The organism is Enterobacter asburiae (genome assembly GCA_011754535.1).
GTDB lineage: Bacteria > Pseudomonadota > Gammaproteobacteria > Enterobacterales > Enterobacteriaceae > Enterobacter > Enterobacter cloacae_N.
The window spans coordinates 3819561-3836188 of record JAAQVN010000001.1 but is presented as its reverse complement, the minus strand read 5'-3'; the positions used below and the strand labels follow the sequence as shown (position 1 = coordinate 3836188).

General features: G+C 60.2%; 15 protein-coding genes and 1 pseudogene. 7 read left to right on the top strand and 9 right to left on the bottom strand.

The window, feature by feature from the left end; genetic code table 11:
• Complete coding sequence (gene hypF, locus HBM95_18150) at positions 1-2217, top strand: carbamoyltransferase HypF (protein ID NIH44830.1); 2217 nt, start codon at positions 1-3, stop codon at positions 2215-2217.
• Between the two features lies 1 nt (position 2218).
• Complete coding sequence (locus tag HBM95_18145) at positions 2219-3241, top strand: HoxN/HupN/NixA family nickel/cobalt transporter (GenBank protein NIH44829.1); 1023 nt, start codon at positions 2219-2221, stop codon at positions 3239-3241.
• Positions 3242-3354: 113 nt separating this feature from the next.
• Here the strand turns inward: HBM95_18145 and norW are convergent, their stop codons facing one another.
• Both norW and norV read right to left on the bottom strand, forming a co-directional pair.
• Positions 3355-4488 (bottom strand): NADH:flavorubredoxin reductase NorW, encoded by a 1134-nt coding sequence (gene norW, locus HBM95_18140; protein ID NIH44828.1) that lies wholly within the window; start codon positions 4486-4488, stop codon positions 3355-3357.
• A complete protein-coding gene (gene norV / locus HBM95_18135; GenBank protein ID NIH44827.1) occupies positions 4485-5927 on the bottom strand; it encodes an anaerobic nitric oxide reductase flavorubredoxin in 1443 nt (480 codons plus the stop codon). The genes norW and norV overlap by 4 nt, the downstream gene beginning before the upstream one ends.
• Before the next feature lie 156 nt (positions 5928-6083).
• On the opposite strand from norV, the gene norR reads away from it, so the two are divergent.
• Positions 6084-7628: a nitric oxide reductase transcriptional regulator NorR gene (gene norR / locus HBM95_18130; GenBank protein ID NIH44826.1), complete on the top strand. Its 1545-nt coding sequence runs from the start codon at positions 6084-6086 to the stop codon at positions 7626-7628.
• On the opposite strand, the gene gutQ is transcribed toward norR, so the two are convergent.
• The 7 genes and pseudogenes from gutQ to srlA all read right to left on the bottom strand — a co-directional run bounded on the left by gutQ (position 7625) and on the right by srlA (position 12534).
• Positions 7625-8590 carry an arabinose-5-phosphate isomerase GutQ gene (gutQ, locus tag HBM95_18125; protein NIH44825.1) on the bottom strand — a complete coding sequence of 322 codons (966 nt, stop codon included), beginning with the start codon at positions 8588-8590 and terminating at the stop codon, positions 7625-7627. The genes norR and gutQ overlap by 4 nt on opposite strands.
• Positions 8583-9356 carry a DNA-binding transcriptional repressor gene (locus HBM95_18120; protein NIH44824.1) on the bottom strand — a complete coding sequence of 258 codons (774 nt, stop codon included), beginning with the start codon at positions 9354-9356 and terminating at the stop codon, positions 8583-8585. The genes gutQ and HBM95_18120 overlap by 8 nt, the downstream gene beginning before the upstream one ends.
• Positions 9357-9419: 63 nt before the next feature.
• Positions 9420-9779: a transcriptional regulator GutM gene (gene gutM / locus HBM95_18115; protein ID NIH44823.1), complete on the bottom strand. Its 360-nt coding sequence runs from the start codon at positions 9777-9779 to the stop codon at positions 9420-9422.
• Positions 9780-9846: 67 nt separating this feature from the next.
• Positions 9847-10626, bottom strand: coding sequence for a sorbitol-6-phosphate dehydrogenase (gene srlD, locus HBM95_18110; GenBank protein NIH44822.1), 780 nt, complete (start codon positions 10624-10626; stop codon positions 9847-9849).
• Between the two features lie 14 nt (positions 10627-10640).
• Positions 10641-11003: a PTS glucitol/sorbitol transporter subunit IIA gene (srlB, locus tag HBM95_18105; GenBank protein NIH44821.1), complete on the bottom strand. Its 363-nt coding sequence runs from the start codon at positions 11001-11003 to the stop codon at positions 10641-10643.
• A 12-nt stretch (positions 11004-11015) separates the two neighbouring features.
• Positions 11016-11975 (bottom strand): PTS glucitol/sorbitol transporter subunit IIB, encoded by a 960-nt coding sequence (locus tag HBM95_18100; GenBank protein NIH44820.1) that lies wholly within the window; start codon positions 11973-11975, stop codon positions 11016-11018.
• Positions 11972-12534 (bottom strand): annotated as a pseudogene (gene srlA / locus HBM95_18095) (PTS glucitol/sorbitol transporter subunit IIC). The gene HBM95_18100 and the pseudogene srlA overlap by 4 nt, the downstream one beginning before the upstream one ends.
• A 204-nt stretch (positions 12535-12738) precedes the next feature.
• On the opposite strand from srlA, the gene mltB reads away from it, so the two are divergent.
• From mltB to HBM95_18075, 4 genes are all read left to right on the top strand, one after another.
• Complete coding sequence (mltB, locus tag HBM95_18090; GenBank protein ID NIH44819.1) at positions 12739-13887, top strand: lytic murein transglycosylase B; 1149 nt, start codon at positions 12739-12741, stop codon at positions 13885-13887.
• Positions 13888-14211: 324 nt separating this feature from the next.
• On the top strand, positions 14212-14865 hold the full coding sequence (locus HBM95_18085) for an ATP-binding cassette domain-containing protein (GenBank protein NIH44818.1): 654 nt from the start codon (positions 14212-14214) through the stop codon (positions 14863-14865).
• Positions 14862-15722, top strand: coding sequence for a metal ABC transporter permease (locus HBM95_18080; protein ID NIH44817.1), 861 nt, complete (start codon positions 14862-14864; stop codon positions 15720-15722). Before HBM95_18085 ends, HBM95_18080 begins: the two co-directional genes overlap by 4 nt.
• Positions 15723-15736: 14 nt before the next feature.
• On the top strand, positions 15737-16615 hold the full coding sequence (locus HBM95_18075) for a metal ABC transporter substrate-binding protein (GenBank protein NIH44816.1): 879 nt from the start codon (positions 15737-15739) through the stop codon (positions 16613-16615).
• Positions 16616-16628 lie beyond the last annotated feature (13 nt).

Below are 16628 nucleotides of genomic sequence, written 5' to 3'. Positions count from 1 at the left end.
ATGAGCGTTAACGGCGTACAGCTTCGGGTGCGCGGCAAGGTGCAGGGCGTGGGGTTTCGGCCCTTCGTCTGGCAGCTGGCGCACCGGCTGAAACTTGTGGGCGATGTCTGCAACGACGGAGAGGGTGTTCTGGTGCGCCTCGCGGGTAATGGGGGGGACTTTACCGCGAGGCTGCGCCAGGACTGCCCACCGCTGGCGCGTATCGACGAGGTTGATACGCAGCCCTACAGCTGGTCTGGCGTGCCGACGGAATTTACCATCCGCCAGAGCGAGCGCGGAGTGATGGACACGCAAATCGTGCCGGATGCCGCCACCTGTCCGGCGTGTCTGGCTGAAATGCGCGACCCTGGCGAGCGCCGCTACCGTTACCCGTTTATCAACTGCACCCACTGCGGGCCGCGGTTTACTATTATCCGCGCGATGCCCTACGACCGTCCGGCCACGTCGATGGCCGCATTTCCGCTGTGCGTGCCGTGCGAAACCGAGTACCGCAACCCGGCTGACCGGCGTTTCCACGCCCAGCCGATGGCCTGCCCGGACTGCGGGCCGCAGCTGGAATGGCGGGCCGGAGATGCCGTTGCTGCCCGTGAATCGGCTTTACGCACGGCGGTGGCGATGCTGAAAGGCGGCGGCATTGTCGCGGTTAAAGGGCTGGGCGGTTTCCACCTCGTCTGCGACGCGCTGGATCCGCAGGCGATACTGAAACTGCGGATGCGCAAGCAGCGCCCGACGAAGCCGCTGGCGGTGATGATCCCGGATGCAAACGACCTGCCGGAGACGATACAGACGCTGCTACGCTTGCCCGCCGCACCGATTGTGCTCACGCCAAAAGCCTCGCTTCCCGCGTTTCCCGAGGAAATTGCACCGGGGCTCGACTGCGTTGGCGTGATGCTGCCCGCGAACCCGCTCCAGCATCTTCTGATGATGGAGTGCCGGCGCCCGCTGGTGATGACCTCCGGCAACCTCAGCGGCAGACCGCCTGCCGTCACTAACCAGCAGGCGCTGGAGGAACTCAGCGGCATCGCGGACGGCTTCCTGCTGCATAACCGCGACATCCTTCAACGCATGGATGATTCGGTGATGGATCGGGATGGCGCTATCCTGCGTCGCGCGCGCGGCTTTGTGCCGGACGCCGTCACGTTGCCCGCGGGTTTTGAGGATATCCCCGCCATGCTGTGCACCGGTGCAGAGATGAAAAACACCTTCTGCCTGGTGCGCGGGAACCAGGCGGTACTGAGTCAGCACTTTGGCGATCTCAGCGACGAGGGCGTCGAGGCGCAGTGGCACAGCGCGCTCTCGACGATGCAGGACATCTATGCCTTTCAGCCGGAGCGCGCGGTGTGCGATGCCCATCCGGCGTACCGCGCCCGACGGTGGGCGCAGGAGCAGGCGTTGCCCGTCGAAACTGTTCTGCATCATCACGCCCATGCGGCGGCGTGTCTGGCGGAGAACGGCTGGCCGCTAGACGGCGGAGACGTTATCGCCCTGACGCTGGACGGGATCGGCATGGGTGAGAACGGCGCGCTGTGGGGCGGCGAGTGCCTGCGGATCAACTATCTCGACTGCGAACGGCTCGGCGGCCTGCCTGCCGTTGCGCTGCCGGGGGGCGATCTGGCGGCGAAGCAGCCGTGGCGAAATTTGCTTGCCCACTGTCTGGCGTTTGTCCCGGACTGGCAGCAGTACCCGGAAACGCGGACAGTCCAGCGTCAAAACTGGCCACTGCTGGCAACGGCTGTGTCGCGCGGCATCAACGCGCAGCGGGCGTCTTCCTGCGGTCGTCTGTTTGACGCCGTCGCCTGCGCGCTGGGCATCGACGCGCAGCGCTACGAAGGCGAAGCGGCCTGTCGGCTGGAGGCGCTGGCATCGCAGTGCGCGGGGGTTGATCATCCGGTGACGCTGGAAGTGGATAACCTCGCGCTGTTCTGGCGGCAGTGGCTGAGCTGGCAGGCGGAGCCCCGCGAGCGCGCGTGGGCCTTTCACGACGCGCTGGCAAAAGGGCTGGCGCAGCTCGCCGCGTGCCATGCCCGACGCCTGTCGCTGTCGACAATCTGCCTCAGCGGCGGCGTGTTGCACAACCGTCTACTGCGCGCGCGCCTGCGTCACTATCTTTCTGACTTTACGTTTCTTTTTCCTTCGCGCCTGCCCGCAGGTGACGGAGCGATCTCCTTCGGGCAGGCGGTGGTCGCCGCTGCCCGGTCATGTTCAAAAAGGATTTAAAATGTTACGACAGTTACGCAACGAACCTCGCGCCGCGCTTCTGCTGCTGGCTCTGGTAATGGCAAACCTGCTGGCCTGGGGATGGGCATGGCACACCTTCAGCGGCAGCACGGCGCTGATGGCGGCCAGCCTGCTGGCGTGGTGCTACGGGCTGCGTCACGCCGTGGACGCCGACCACATCGCGGCCATTGATACCGTGACGCGTAAGATGATGCAGCAGGGCAAGCGCCCGTCCGGGGTGGGGGCGTGGTTCTCGCTGGGTCACTCCACCATTGTGGTGCTGGCCTCCATCGCCATCGCCGCCACCGCCACGGCGTTTCAGAAAAACATGGCATGGTTCCACGAGACCGGGAGCCTGATTGGCACCGCGGTGTCCGCCACCTTCCTGCTGGCGATGGCGCTGGTGAATATGGTGATCCTTCGCGGGGTCTGGCGCAGTTTTCAGGCGCTGAAAAAAGGCCAGCCGGTGCAGGGAGACATCACGCTGCCTGCCCAGGGCGGCGTCATGAACTGGTTGTTTGGCAAAACCTTCCGCCTGGTGAATAAAAGCTGGCAGATGTACCTGGTCGGTTTCCTGTTTGGCCTTGGCTTTGACACGGCCACCGAGATCGGCGTGCTGGGGATCTCTGCCGCCAGCGCCTCCAGCGGCATGTCGGTATGGTCAATCATGATCTTCCCGGCGCTCTTCGCCAGCGGCATGGCGCTGGTGGATACTCTCGATAACCTGCTGATGGTCGGCGCTTATGGCTGGGCGTTTGATAAACCGCAGCGCAAGCTCTACTACAACATGACCATCACCGGCACCTCCGTGGTGGTGGCGCTGTTTATCGGCGGGCTGGAAGCGCTGGGCCTGCTGATGGACAAATTTGCCCTCAGCGGCGGCGTCTGGGATCTGATCGGCGCGGTAAACGACAACCTGGGCAACGCCGGGTTTGTGGTGGTCGGGCTGTTTGTCGCCTGCTGGCTGATCTCCATGGTCAACTACCGCTGGCGCGGCTACGACGCGCTGGTGGTGCGTTCCTGAACTACCCAGCCCTTTTTTTGCCCGGCGGCGCTACGCTTGCGCGGGCCTACAAGGTTTACCGTTTTGGGGTTGAGTAGGCCGGGTAAGCGGAGCGCCAGCAGGCATTGCGAGGGTTAAGCAGGTAGCGATTTTAGCAGTGTGAACGCCTCCTTCATCCGCTCTTCACTGACGACAAAGGCGCGTATCTGACCCTCGCTGTCCGCACCTCGCGCGACCATTCCCTGCGGTTCGAGGGTAATTTGCCAGTTCAGATCCTGACGCTGCGTTTCACCTGCGAGATGCAGCGGTAATTCCGGCGTTTTTACTTTTACCAGCATGGCGGGCAATTTCAGCGGCGCGCTTCCGCCGAGCAGATTTTTCGCCAGACACATTGCGCTTAACTGAATCGGCTGCAAAAAGGGCAGCACTTCACCGTTAATTTCCGCACAGTCGCCCAGGGCATAAATGTCCGGCCGCGTGGTTTGCAGGTAGCTGTCTACCTTCACGCCGCGGTTTATCTCAGCCCCTGCGCGATGCGCCAGCGCGGTTTCCGGGCGCAGCCCCGTCGCGGCAACCACCGCATCCACTTCTACGCTGCGGCTGCGGTCGAGCGTGGCGCGAATACCGCCTTCGGTTTTGCTCAGGCTCTGCAGCTGCGATTTCAGCAGCAGATGGACGCCCATATCGGTCAGACGATGCTGTAAGCGACTGCTTACTTCTGCGGGCATCAGCGCCGACAGAATACTGGCCGCGTGGTCAACCAGGGTGACGGATTTCCCCGCGCGGCAGAAATCCATCGCCAGCTCGGTGCCGATCAGCCCGCCGCCGACAATCATCACCCGTTGCGCATCGCGGAGCAGGGTTTCGCTGGCCTGGTACTCCTGCTGGCTGTTGAGGGTAATCATCAGCTCGCGGCCCTCAACCGGCGGCACAAAGGCAGATGCCCCGGTCGCCAGCACCAGCCTGTCGTACTGCCAGGTTTTCTCTTTCGCTTTCACCACGTGGGCGTCGGCGTCGATGTCGGTGATCCAGGTGTACGGAAACAGACGCAGGTTAAACTGCTCCGCGAACTCCCCCGCCGTCTGGCGGGTGAGGTCTTCGGCGCGCTGATTCTGGCTGATGACGTGGCTTAAATCAGGCTTGTTGTAATCGTCCATGCTGTCAGCGGCAATCACCGTCAGCGGCACGTGAGCGTCCTGCTTGCGGATATTTTTCACCAGCTGGCGGGCGGCAAAGCCCGAGCCGATGATAACGATGCCGTTGCTCATTTTGCCTCCGCTGCCAGTTCGTCAAAGACGTCTTTGCCGAGGGAACATTCCGGGCAGAGGAAGTTGTCCGGCACCTCGCTCCACGGCGTGCCCGGGGAGACATCCTGCAGCGGCTCGCCCTGCTCAGGATCGTAGATCCACTGGCAAACGCTGCACTGCATGCGCGGGCCGAGATCGGCGCTGGCGGCAACGTCACAGGTTTGCGGCTGTTCTGCGGGTGTTGCATCGGCATCAGGAAGCGGTGCGAGCGCCCACTGACGGGCAATGTCGCGACCGTGCTGGCGGCAGATTTCCAGCGCGTCGAGATCAGGACGCCATTTTGCCTTCAGGCTCAGGGACATCTCAAAACCGGCATCCTGTAAACGGGTGGAGAGACGGTCTACCGCGCCGCCGCTCCAGCCGTGTGAACCAAAGGCGCTGGCGCGTTTGTTGCGAAAGCGCAGACCGGTCATCTCTTCCACCAGGCCGGCAATTTTCGGCATCATCACGTTATTCATGGTGGAGGTGCCCACCAGCACGCCCTTAGAGCGGAAGACGTTGGTCAATACCTCGTTCTTATCGCTGCGCGCCACGTTGAAGATTTTCACCGCCACGTTCGGGTCCACTTCGTTGATGCCCTGGGCAATGGCGTCCGCCATCATGCGGGTGTTGTTGGACATGGTGTCGTAGAAAATCGTAATGCGGTCTTCCTGATAATCCGCCGCCCATTTCAGGTATAGCTCCACAATCTGGGTTGGGTTTTCACGCCACACCACGCCGTGGGAGGTGGCAATCATCTCCACCGGCAGGTTGAAGCCGAGGATCTCGGTGATTTTCCGCGTCACCAGGCGGCTGAATGGGGTCAGGATGTTGGCGTAGTAACGCTGGCACTGTTCGAACAGCTCGGTTTGGTCCACTTCGTCGTTGAACAGGCGCTCGTCGCAGTAGTGCTGGCCGAAGGCGTCGTTGCTGAACAGCACCGCGTCGCCGGTCATGTAGGTCATCATGCTGTCCGGCCAGTGCAGCATCGGGGTTTCCACAAAGATCAGCTGCTTGCCGTTGCCGATATCCAGCGCGTCGCCGGTTTTCACGGTGTGGAAGTTCCACTCCGGATGGTGATGGTGGCCGTTGATCGAGTCGATGGCGTTGGTGGTGCAGTAGATTGGGGTGTCCGGGATGCAGGACATCAGTTCGGTCAGGGCCCCGGCGTGATCTTCTTCCGCATGGTTGATGATGATGTAGTCGATGGCGTTCAGATCGATTTCGCTGCGCAGGTTCTGCACGAACTCGCGGCTGAACTTGTGATCGACGGTATCGATCAGCACGTTTTTACCTTCGCGAATGAGATAGCTGTTGTAGCTGCTGCCGCGCAGCGTTTTGTATTCCGTCCCGTGGAAATCGCGCACTTCCCAGTCACGTTGACCCACCCAATGAATGTTATTTTTAACCAGAATAGACATAGCAACCTCAGCGTAATACAGCGTTTCAAATAAGATGCTGTACCTATATCAAGGTGCGTGCCAACTATTTAATTGATTGATAATATTGAGTTTATAAATGTATTGTCCGTAAAGGATAGTCATTATGACTATCAAGAAAGCTGTCAATATGACACTATGTATTGTCAAAATGACTGTGAGGCTGACATGAGCTTTTCTGTAGATGTGCTGGCGAAGATTGCCATTGAACTGCAAACCGGTATCGGCCATCAGGACCGCTTTCAACGGCTGATCTCCACGCTGCGCCAGGTGCTGGCGTGTGACGCCTCGGCGCTGCTGCGCTACGAGGGAAGACAGTTTATTCCGCTGGCTATCGACGGGCTGGCGCAGGACGTGCTCGGACGGCGCTTTACCCTTGAAGGCCATCCGCGGCTGGAGACCATCGCCCGCGCGGGTGACGTGGTGCGTTTCCCGGCGGACAGCGATCTGCCCGACCCGTACGACGGCCTGATCCCCGGACAGGAGAGCCTGAAGGTGCACGCCTGCATCGGCCTGCCGCTGTTTGCCGGGCAAAACCTGATTGGTGCACTGACCCTCGACGGCATGTCGCCGGACCAGTTCGACACCTTCAGTGACGAAGCGCTGCGCCTGATTGCGGCGCTGGCCGCCGGGGCGCTGAATAATGCGCTGTTGATAGAGCAGCTGGAGAGCCAGAATATTCTTCCCGGCAGCCCGGCGGCGTTTGAGCAGGTCACGCACACGGAGATGATCGGCCTTTCGCCCGGCATGGCGCAGCTCAAAAAAGAGATTGAGATTGTCGCCGCGTCCGATCTGAACGTGCTGATCTTCGGGGAGACCGGCACCGGTAAGGAGCTGGTGGCGAAAGCCATTCACGAAGCCTCGCCGCGGGCGGTCAACCCGCTGGTGTACCTCAACTGCGCCGCGCTGCCGGAAAGCGTGGCGGAGAGCGAGCTGTTTGGTCACGTCAAAGGGGCGTTTACCGGGGCGATCAGCAACCGCAGCGGCAAGTTCGAAATAGCCGATAACGGCACGCTCTTCCTGGATGAGATTGGCGAATTATCCTTATCACTTCAGGCCAAACTGCTGCGCGTATTGCAGTACGGCGATATTCAGCGCGTGGGGGATGACCGCAGCCATAGAGTGGACGTGCGTGTGCTGGCAGCGACTAACCGGGATCTGCGTGAAGCGGTGCTGGCGGGCAATTTCCGCGCCGACCTGTTCCACCGCCTGAGCGTGTTCCCGCTGTCCGTGCCCCCGCTGCGCGAGCGCGGGGACGACGTGGTGCTGCTGGCGGGCTTTTTCTGCGAGCAGTGCCGCCTCAGGATGGGGCTTTCCCGCGTGGTGCTGAGTCCGGGGGCGAGATCGCATCTGCTGAGCTACGGCTGGCCGGGCAACGTGCGCGAGCTGGAGCATGCGATTCACCGCGCGGTAGTGCTGGCGCGGGCGACGCGCTCGGGGGATGAAGTGGTTATTCATGCGCGCCATTTTGCGCTGCAGGATGAAAATACGCCGTCCGTGAAGCCTGCAACGCCTGAGAGCGTGAACGAGAACCTGCGCGAGGCGACGGAAGCATTTCAGCGTCAGATGATTACCCGCGCGCTGGAGCAGAACAACCGCAGCTGGGCGGCGTGCGCCCGTGCGCTGGAGATGGACGTCGCCAACCTGCACCGGCTGGCGAAGCGTCTCGGGCTGAAGGGTTAGATAATCCCGGCCTGGTAGAAGTCCTGCAGGTTGATGGCGCCGCACAGCCTGCCGTGCTCGTCCACCACCGGTGCGGCGGTGATTTTGCGCTTCATCAGCACCTCTTTGGCTTCAATGGCGCGGCTGTCGGCGTTCAGCGTCAGCCCGCCTTTGGTCATGGCGTCCGACACGTTCGTTTCCAGCCTGCCGCCGCCCACCAGCCAGCGGCGCAGGTCGCCGTCGGTGAACACGCCCTTCACGTTGCCGCTGTCATCGCACACCGCCACCAGCCCCAACCCGGTGCGGCTGAGTTCCAGCATCGCGTCCATCACGCTGGTATCGAGTTTGACCTGCGGAATGGCATCGTCGGTGCGCATCAGGTGGTGAACTTTATTGAGCAGGCGAGCGCCGAGGGCGCCTGCCGGATGCGAACGGGCAAAATCTTCTTCGTTAAAGCCGCGCGCCTGCATCACCGCCATCGCCAGCGCGTCGCCCATCATCAGGGTGTTAACGGTGCTGGAGGTCGGGGCAAGGTGCATCGGACAGGCTTCACGCTCAACGGAAATGTCCAGCGTCGCCTTGGCGGCCAGCGCCAGCGGCGAGCGGGGTTTCCCGGTCATCGCCAGCAGGGCGACCGATTTTTCCTGCAGGCGAGGGATGATGAGATCCAGCTCCTTGGCCGAGCCGGAGTAGGAGATAAACAGCATCACGTCGCGGCTTTCAATCATCCCCAGATCGCCGTGCAGCGCCTCTGCCGGATGCACGAAGAACGCCGGGGTGCCGGTGCTGGCGAGCGTCGCGGCAATCTTTTTACCGATATGGCCGGATTTACCGATGCCCGCCACGATCACTTTGCCTTCGCAGTGGATAATGGTGTTGGCGGCGCGGACGAAATCCTCGCCCAGACGTTCCGGCAGGCGGCTGGCTTCCTGCAGCTCCAGCATTAGCGTCTGGCGGCCCGTTTCTAACAGAAAATCACTCATCTCTCTCTCCGGTTACGATCACGTCGATGCCTTTTTCTTCCAGCGCTTTTTTGAACGCCGGATCGATACCCGCGTCGGTAATCAGCTTATCAACGCTTTCAAGGCTACAAACAATGTTGGGGCTTTTGCGGCCAAACTTCGACGAGTCTGCCATCAAAATCACTTCCCGCGCGGCGTTGCACATCGCTTTGCTGACGCTGAAGACCTCGTTAAACGTCGTGACGCCCGCGTTCAGGTCGATGCCGTCGGTGCCCATAAACAGTTTATCGAAGCTGAAGTGGTCGAAGGCGTTCTCTGCCAGCTGACCGTGAAACGATGCCGATTTTTTGCGGAAGGTACCGCCGGGCATCAGGATGGTCTGCTCGCTGTCGAACTCCGACAGGGCGTTAACGATGTGCAGGCTGTTGGTCATCACCGTGATGTTGTTAAAGCGGCTGAGCAGGGGGATCATCTGCAGGACGGTGCTGCCGGCGTCGAGGATGATGGAATCGCCATCGTGGATAAATTTTACGGCGGCTTCGGCAATCAGCGCTTTCTGGTGGGTATTGATCAGCGTTTTGTGATCGATAGGCGGGTCGGCTTCGTCTTTATTAAGCACCACGCCGCCGTAGGTTCGAATGACGGCGCCAGAGTTTTCGAGCAATACCAGGTCCTTGCGTATCGTCGTGCCGGTGGTGTCAAAGTAGTGGGCGAGGTCCTCTACCGAGCATTTTCCCTGCTTTTGCAGATGCTCAAGAATGGCCGCCTGCCGCTGACGAGGTTTCATAGGCGCTTCGTTCCTTAGGTTGCGAAATGATAATTTCGCAAGTCTATAGCTTTCACAACGAAATTATCCATGTTTCAGATTAAGCGCTAATGATAGTGCATTCTGACAGAGTGGATCATGGGGAAAGATCACATCAGGCCGTAATTCCTGCAGCAAAATGCCGTTGATTGCCTGGATTTTGGCCGGTCGGGCAAAGACCGTCATGCCGCGCATGATGAGGGAATCGCAGACCTTATTGTTTTCATCCAGCGCAACAGCGACGACGACCCGCGGCTTGAAACGTCCACCGGAACGCCCGACGCCGACGCGGCCTTTCTGGCACAGGGCGTCAAACGCGCGGTTAAATTGATGGATTTGCCAGCCGCCAAACGCCATCTGGCAGATCCAGGCGAGGGCGGCGACGGTGATGAGTGCGGTTACCATATCGACTCCTTGTTTTGTTCCCTCTCCCGGTGGGAGAGGGTTAGGGTGAGGGCATCAGGCCGCTCGATCAGAACATCACCTGCCCACCGGTCACGTTAATCGACTGCCCGGTGCAGTACGAGGCTTTCGGGCTGGCGTAAAACAGCAGCATATTCAGCACGTCCTGATAATCGCACCCGCGCTTCAGCGGCACTTTATCGATGTAGTACTGCTCCACTTCCTCAGCTTTGATGCCGAGCTTGGTGGCATACTGCGGCAGCAGGGACTGGAACATCGGCGATTTCAGCAGGTTCCCCAGCATCAGCGAGTGAACGGTAATGCCATACTCGGCCAAATCCAGCGCCAGAGACTGCGTCAGCCCCACGCCGCCAAACTTCGCCGCGCTGTAGCCGGAGTTGTGCTTGCTGCCCACTTTCCCGGATTTGGAGTTGATCTGAATGATGCGCCCCTGAATGCCGTCGCGGATCATCAGACGGGAAAACTCGCGGGCGCAGAGGAAATAGCCCACCAGATTCACCTGCAGCGAACGGTCAAAATCCCCCAGTTCGAAATCGCTGATAAAGGCCGCTTTCGCAATCCCCGCGCTGTAGACCAGCAGGTCGGTGCGCCCAAAAATCTCGTCCACGCCGCGGGCCAGCGCCATCACGCTCTGCTCGCTGGTGGCGTCGGCACCAAAGCCGTATGCCACCCCTTCGCCAAATTCGGTGTTGATGGCGTCCGCCACGCGGGCGGCTTTTTCACTCTGAATGTCCACTACCGCCACGCGGTAACCCTCTGTGGCAAGCCCACGGCAGAGGAACTCGCCTAAGGTTTGTCCTCCACCAATGACAACGGCAACCTGACTCATGTGATTCTCCTTAATTACGCAACAAATTTTAACGTGCAGCCTGGGGTGACAGCCTGCGGAACCGGGCCCGCTACGTGCACCGTGCCGGGATACTCGGCCTGCAGCTGGCCGTCGAAACGCAGGGTGATGTGGCCCAGCTCGCGCAGGTTTTGCTCGGCCACGTCGCCGACGGCGGTCACGGCATAGCGCGCCTCGCCCAGCTCCAGCTGGCTTCCTGCCTTCAGCTCGCCCTTCAGCTCGCCGTGGCAGTGGATAAAGCAAAACTCTTCGATATCCGCAGGCGCGCCTTCGCGGAAGGTGATTAGCATCTGGTCGCTCAGCGCGTCCGCTGCGCTCTGGCCGATGCGGGTAATGGTGGTCTGGTAAATGACGGTCATCGCAGGAACCTCTTATTGATAAATAAAGCCGGAGACAAACCAGGCAATCAGCACCGTCGGCGCGCCCGTCAGGAAGCGGCTAACCAGCACGGACGGCACGCCCACGCGCACGGTGTCCTGGCGCGCTTCGGCCAGCGACAGCCCAACGGGGATAAAGTCGCACGCCGCCTGGGCGTTAATGGCAAACAGAGCGGGCAGGGCGAGGTGCGGAGGGATGTTCCCCAGACCAATCTGTACGCCAATCAGCACGCCGATGACCTGGGCAATCACCGCGCCCGGGCCGAGGAACGGCGACAGCAGCGGGAAGGAGCAGATCAGCGCCAGCGTCACCAGCCCGAGCGGGTGGCTGGCGAGCGGGGCGAGGCCGTGGGCAATCCAGTCGCCCAGGCCGGACGCCATGATGATGCCGATCAGCGCCGAGACGAACGCCATAAACGGCAGAATCGTTTTCAGTACCGTGTCGATGGTGTCGCGCCCGGACTGGAACAGCACCGCCACGGCGGAGCCCATCCCCATCCCGACCTTTGCCAGCAGGCCGTCGCTCTGCTCGGTGATTTTCTTGCTGGTGTCGTACTCCCGCGGGGCCGCTTTTTGCGACGCAGGACTGCCATTCACCACAGTAATGTTGTCCTCCTTTACGCCTGAGACATAAATGTCCTCAAGGATGTACTGTGCCAGCGGGCCGGATTTTCCGGTGGAGTGAATATTCACCGTCGGAATGCGGCGCTTCGGATAGATACCGCAGCGCAGCGTGCCGCCGCAGTCAATCACCGCCACGCCGATGTCCGCTTCCGGCGGTTCGCCTTCCTTGAAGCCGTCGACCGCTTCCCAGCCGGTCAGCTCGCGCAGCCTGTCGACGATTGCCGGGCGCGTCCCTGCGGTGATGTAGACGATCTTTTTGCCTTCGGTAGCGTCGATCTCCAGCGGGCCGCCCCAGCCGCCCGTACCTTTCTCAATGCGGATCCGGTTCATGCTGTGGCTCCTGAAAGATGGACCTTCTGTTCAAGCTGGATGCCCATTTTTTTCTCGAAAATGGCGGTGGTGAGGTCGGTCACCCAGCCGCGGAAGAAGTTGGTCACCAGGCCGACCAGCAGGTAGCTCACCGCCAGCGGTCCGAGCGGAAGGCCAAGGGTGGTGAGACCGCTGGCGATCCCGAGATAGACAAACAGCTCTCCGGGGTTAATGGCGGGAACAGGCCGTTCATCGAGTGGCAGCTGTAGGAGGCGGCGGCGTAGTAGCTCGGCTTGTACTTCTCTGGCATAAAGCGGCCGAGGCTCAAGGTCATTGGGTTGCAGAAAACAAAGGTACCGATAAACGGCAATATCAGGTAACGGGACAGCGGGTTACCGGCGCAGCGCTGGGCAAAGCGTTCAATGCGCTGCTGGCCGATAAAGTTGATCAGCGCGTTCATGATCACCAGCAGGCTGATCAGCAGAGGCAGGATCCCGGTCACCATGCCGGTGAACACTTCTCCGCCTTTCTGAAACAGCCCGATGAACCACTCGGCGCCGTGGGTGATGGTCTCTATCATTCTTCTCTCCTGTGGGGCTTTTTTGTTTTGTATTACTGTGGCTAATAATAATCACTTTGAAAGGTTTTAAAGTGTTAATTAGATCTCACAATGAAAGAAAAATGGATTATTTTGAAAGTTAATTGATGGGGTGAATGATTTTCGGTGGAAAAAAGCGCGGATTTGCGTGGGAGAGGTGCGTACCGCTTCCTTGAGGTGTTGCGGATGCTTTACCATACTGGGTTCTTATCGAACCCGTTAAATGGATGTCTCATGTTCAAGCGTCGTTATGCAGCGCTGTTGCCTGCGCTTATCCTGCTGTCTGCCTGTAGCAGCAAACCTAAGACCGAAGCCGTTCAGCAAACGGCGGGCGCGCCTTCCGGGGGATTCTTGCTGGAGCCGCAGCACAATATGATGCAGATGGGAGGCGACTTCGCGAATAACCCGGCGGCCGAGCAGTTCATCGATAAAATGGTGAGCAAACACGGTTTCGACCGCCAGCAGTTGCATGAAATTTTGTCTCAGGCCAAGCGTCTGGACTACGTGCTGCGCCTGATGGACAGGCAGGCACCGTCCGCCCAGGTGCCGAGCGGGCCAAATGGCGCATGGCTGCGCTACCGCAAACAGTTTATTACCCCGGACAACGTGCAAAACGGCGTGGCATTCTGGAACCAGTATGAAGATGCGCTCAACCGCGCGTGGCAGGTCTACGGCGTGCCGCCGGAAATCATCGTCGGGATTATCGGCGTGGAGACCCGCTGGGGCCGTGTGATGGGCAAAACCCGCATCCTTGACGCGCTGGCGACGCTCTCCTTTAACTACCCGCGCCGCGCCGAATACTTCTCTTCCGAGCTGGAAACCTTCCTGCTGATGGCGCGCAACGAGCAGGACGATCCGCTCGATTTGAAAGGGTCGTTTGCCGGCGCGATGGGCTACGGCCAGTTTATGCCGTCCTCCTATAAGCAGTATGCCGTCGACTTTAACGGAGACGGCCACATTAACCTGTGGGATCCGGTGGATGCCATCGGCAGCGTGGCGAACTACTTCAAAGCGCACGGCTGGACGCCGGGCGGCCAGGTGGCCGTGCAGGCGAACGGCGAGGCGTTTGGTCTGGAAAATGGCTTTAAAACCAAGTACAGCGTAGCGCAGCTAACGGCGGCAGGCTTAACGCCAACCCAGCCGCTGGGCAACGTTGACCAGGTGAGCCTGCTGCGTCTGGACGTGGGAACCGGGTACCAGTACTGGTACGGTATGCCGAACTTCTACACCATCACCCGCTATAACCACAGTACGCACTACGCGATGGCGGTGTGGCAGCTGGGGCTGGCGGTGTCTCAGGCGCGCGTTCCTGCGGCGTCATCGTTTAGTCAGTAAGTCGCTTTTTTCCCCCTCTCCCTGTGGGCTGAGGGATCCCCACAAAATAATGTTTGCATGGACTACCCCCTCTCCCTTGAGGGAGAGGGCTGGGGTGAGGGCACCCGCGCGCACCTATTTCCTGCAGAAACATTTCGCCACACTCCCGTTTCAAACCCGCCGTTTACATCTCTGCCGTCTTTCATTATTGTTATGTTATAACATTTAATTGGGTGTCGAGATGTCAACCTCCCTTTTTTCTCTTTCTGCGCCGGTTCGGCTTTTGCTGGCGCTGGGACTTATTGTGTTGCTCGGCCTGGCCGTGCGCTGGGCGGTGGCGCTGCCATGATTGTGATGAACGAACTGGTTGCGGGCTATGACCGCCAGCCCGTCACGCGTCCGCTTTCGGGTGTGATTGAACGCGGCAGCATGACCGCCATTATCGGCGCTAACGGCTGCGGGAAATCCACGCTGCTGAAAACGCTCGCCGGATTTATTCCGCCCGTCAGCGGCAGATTTCGCTGGCAGGGTAGACGACCGGTAATCGGCTGGCTGGCACAGCGTCACGCGCTGGAGGCGCAGTTTCCGCTGACCGTGCAGGACGTAGTAAGCATGGGCTGCTGGCCCGGAATTTCGCTTTTTGCCGGTTTTCGTCGTGAAGCGCGCCTGCGTATTAGTGGCGCACTTGAGCGCGTGGGGCTGGAGTCAATGGCGTTATCCACTATCGATGAACTCTCCGGCGGCCAGTTTCAGCGCATGCTGTTTGCCCGCGTATTAGTGCAGCAGGCGCCGCTGGTAATGCTGGACGAGCCTTTTACCGGGGTCGATGAAGCAACCTGCAACGTGCTGATGGATCTGATGCTGGAGATGTATATGCAGGGGCAAACCCTGCTCGCGGTGCTGCACGACAGCGAGCGCGTGGCGCGCCACTTCCCGCAGACGCTGCGGCTGGATGCTGATATTCCCCAGTGGAAAACCGAGCGGGTGAGGGTGGCATGATCTGGCACACATTCTTCCAGCCGTTTATTGAGTACGGCTTTATGCGTCGCGCGCTGGTGGTTTGCCTGGCGCTTTCTATCAGTACCACCGCGCTCGGCGTGTTTCTTCAACTGCGTCGGATGAGCCTGATGGGCGATGCGCTTTCTCACGCCATTTTGCCCGGCGTCGCCGTGGGGTATTTGCTCAGCGGGATGTCACTAATGGCGATGACCGTCGGCGGGTTTATCGCCGGAATTGCCGTTGCGCTGGTGGCCGGGCTGGTCAGCCGCCGCACGCCGCTGAAAGAAGATGCTAGCTTTGCCGGATTTTACCTGGGTTCACTGGCGCTGGGCGTCACGCTCGTTTCGCTGCGCGGCTCGAATGTCGATCTGCTGCATCTGCTGTTTGGCTCCATCCTCGCCGTGGACAATGACGCCGCGCTGTTTGTGACCGGCGTGTGCATCTTCACCCTTATCACGCTGGCCCTTTTTTACCGCGGGCTGGTGACGGAGGCGTTTGATACCGCCTGGCTGCAGGTGAATACCCGCTGGCTGCCCGGGCTGTTGCACGGCCTGTTTCTGGCGCTGCTGGTGCTTAACCTGGTGGCCGGTTTTCAGGTGCTTGGCACGCTGATGGCCGTCGGGCTGATGATGCTCCCGGCGGTGGCGGCGCGCTGTTGGGTACGCACCTTACCCGGATTACTCCTGATGGCCGGTATCAGCGGTATTTTCTGCGCGTGGCTGGGGCTGAGCCTCTCCTGGGCGGCAAGTTTGCCCGCGGGGCCGTCCATTGTGCTGACTGCCAGCGCGCTGTTCTTTATTTCCATTTTATTTGGCACGCAAAGCAGGCTTGCTGGCAGTCTGCGGGCGCTTTTTTAACGTAAGGGGAAACGATGAAACGTACAGGATTAATCATGGCGCTTGCGCTGGGGATGATGTCGCATAGCGTAATGGCGAAAACGCTGAATGTGGTCACCAGCTTTTCGATACTGGGGGATATCACGCAGGAGGTGGGGGGAGATCGCGTGAACGTGACGACGCTGGTCGGGCCGGACGGCGATCCGCATACCTTTGAACCGTCACCAAAAGACAGCGCGGCGCTGAGCAAGGCTGACGTAGTAGTGGTCAACGGCCTGGGGCTGGAAGGCTGGCTCGACCGTCTGGTTAAAGCCTCCGGGTTCAAAGGGCAGCTGGTCGTCGCCTCAACCGGAGTGAAAACCCACACGCTTGAGGAAGATGGAAAGACCGTGACCGATCCGCACGCCTGGAACAGCGCGGCGAACGGTGCGCTGTATGCACAAAATATTCTGAACGGGCTGGTGAAAGCCGATCCGGAAGGCAAAGCGGCGCTGGAGGCTTCAGGGAAGCCGTACATTGCGCAACTGACTCAGCTGGACGGCTGGGCTAAAACACGCTTTAGCCAGATCCCGCAGGAAAAGCGTAAAGTGCTGACCAGCCATGACGCGTTCGGCTATTTTGGCCGCGCTTACGGCGTAACCTTCATGGCACCTCAAGGACTCTCTTCCGAGAGCGAGGCCAGCGCGGCGCAGGTTGCGGAGATTATCAATCAGATTAAAGCCGACGGCGTGAAAACGTGGTTTATGGAAAACCAGCTCGATCCGCGTCTGGTGAAGCAGATTGCGTCGGCGACGGGCGCACAGCCGGGCGGCGAACTTTACCCGGAAGCGCTGTCGGCCAAGGGTGGGGTGGCAGACTCCTACGTTAAGGCGTTTCGTCATAATGTCGATACGATTGCGAACAGCATGAAATAACATTTCTGTAGCC

What these genes read in the sequence shown, in the direction of transcription:
- hypF (NIH44830.1), top strand. Translation starts at nt 1, where the DNA reads ATGAGCGTTAACGGCGTACAGCTTCGGGTGCGCGGCAAGGTGCAGGGC.
- HBM95_18145 (NIH44829.1), top strand. Translation starts at nt 2,219, where the DNA reads ATGTTACGACAGTTACGCAACGAACCTCGCGCCGCGCTTCTGCTGCTG.
- norW (NIH44828.1), bottom strand. Translation starts at nt 4,488, where the DNA reads ATGAGCAACGGCATCGTTATCATCGGCTCGGGCTTTGCCGCCCGCCAG.
- norV (NIH44827.1), bottom strand. Translation starts at nt 5,927, where the DNA reads ATGTCTATTCTGGTTAAAAATAACATTCATTGGGTGGGTCAACGTGAC.
- norR (NIH44826.1), top strand. Translation starts at nt 6,084, where the DNA reads ATGTATTGTCAAAATGACTGTGAGGCTGACATGAGCTTTTCTGTAGAT.
- gutQ (NIH44825.1), bottom strand. Translation starts at nt 8,590, where the DNA reads ATGAGTGATTTTCTGTTAGAAACGGGCCGCCAGACGCTAATGCTGGAG.
- HBM95_18120 (NIH44824.1), bottom strand. Translation starts at nt 9,356, where the DNA reads ATGAAACCTCGTCAGCGGCAGGCGGCCATTCTTGAGCATCTGCAAAAG.
- gutM (NIH44823.1), bottom strand. Translation starts at nt 9,779, where the DNA reads ATGGTAACCGCACTCATCACCGTCGCCGCCCTCGCCTGGATCTGCCAG.
- srlD (NIH44822.1), bottom strand. Translation starts at nt 10,626, where the DNA reads ATGAGTCAGGTTGCCGTTGTCATTGGTGGAGGACAAACCTTAGGCGAG.
- srlB (NIH44821.1), bottom strand. Translation starts at nt 11,003, where the DNA reads ATGACCGTCATTTACCAGACCACCATTACCCGCATCGGCCAGAGCGCA.
- HBM95_18100 (NIH44820.1), bottom strand. Translation starts at nt 11,975, where the DNA reads ATGAACCGGATCCGCATTGAGAAAGGTACGGGCGGCTGGGGCGGCCCG.
- mltB (NIH44819.1), top strand. Translation starts at nt 12,739, where the DNA reads ATGCTTTACCATACTGGGTTCTTATCGAACCCGTTAAATGGATGTCTC.
- HBM95_18085 (NIH44818.1), top strand. Translation starts at nt 14,212, where the DNA reads ATGATTGTGATGAACGAACTGGTTGCGGGCTATGACCGCCAGCCCGTC.
- HBM95_18080 (NIH44817.1), top strand. Translation starts at nt 14,862, where the DNA reads ATGATCTGGCACACATTCTTCCAGCCGTTTATTGAGTACGGCTTTATG.
- HBM95_18075 (NIH44816.1), top strand. Translation starts at nt 15,737, where the DNA reads ATGAAACGTACAGGATTAATCATGGCGCTTGCGCTGGGGATGATGTCG.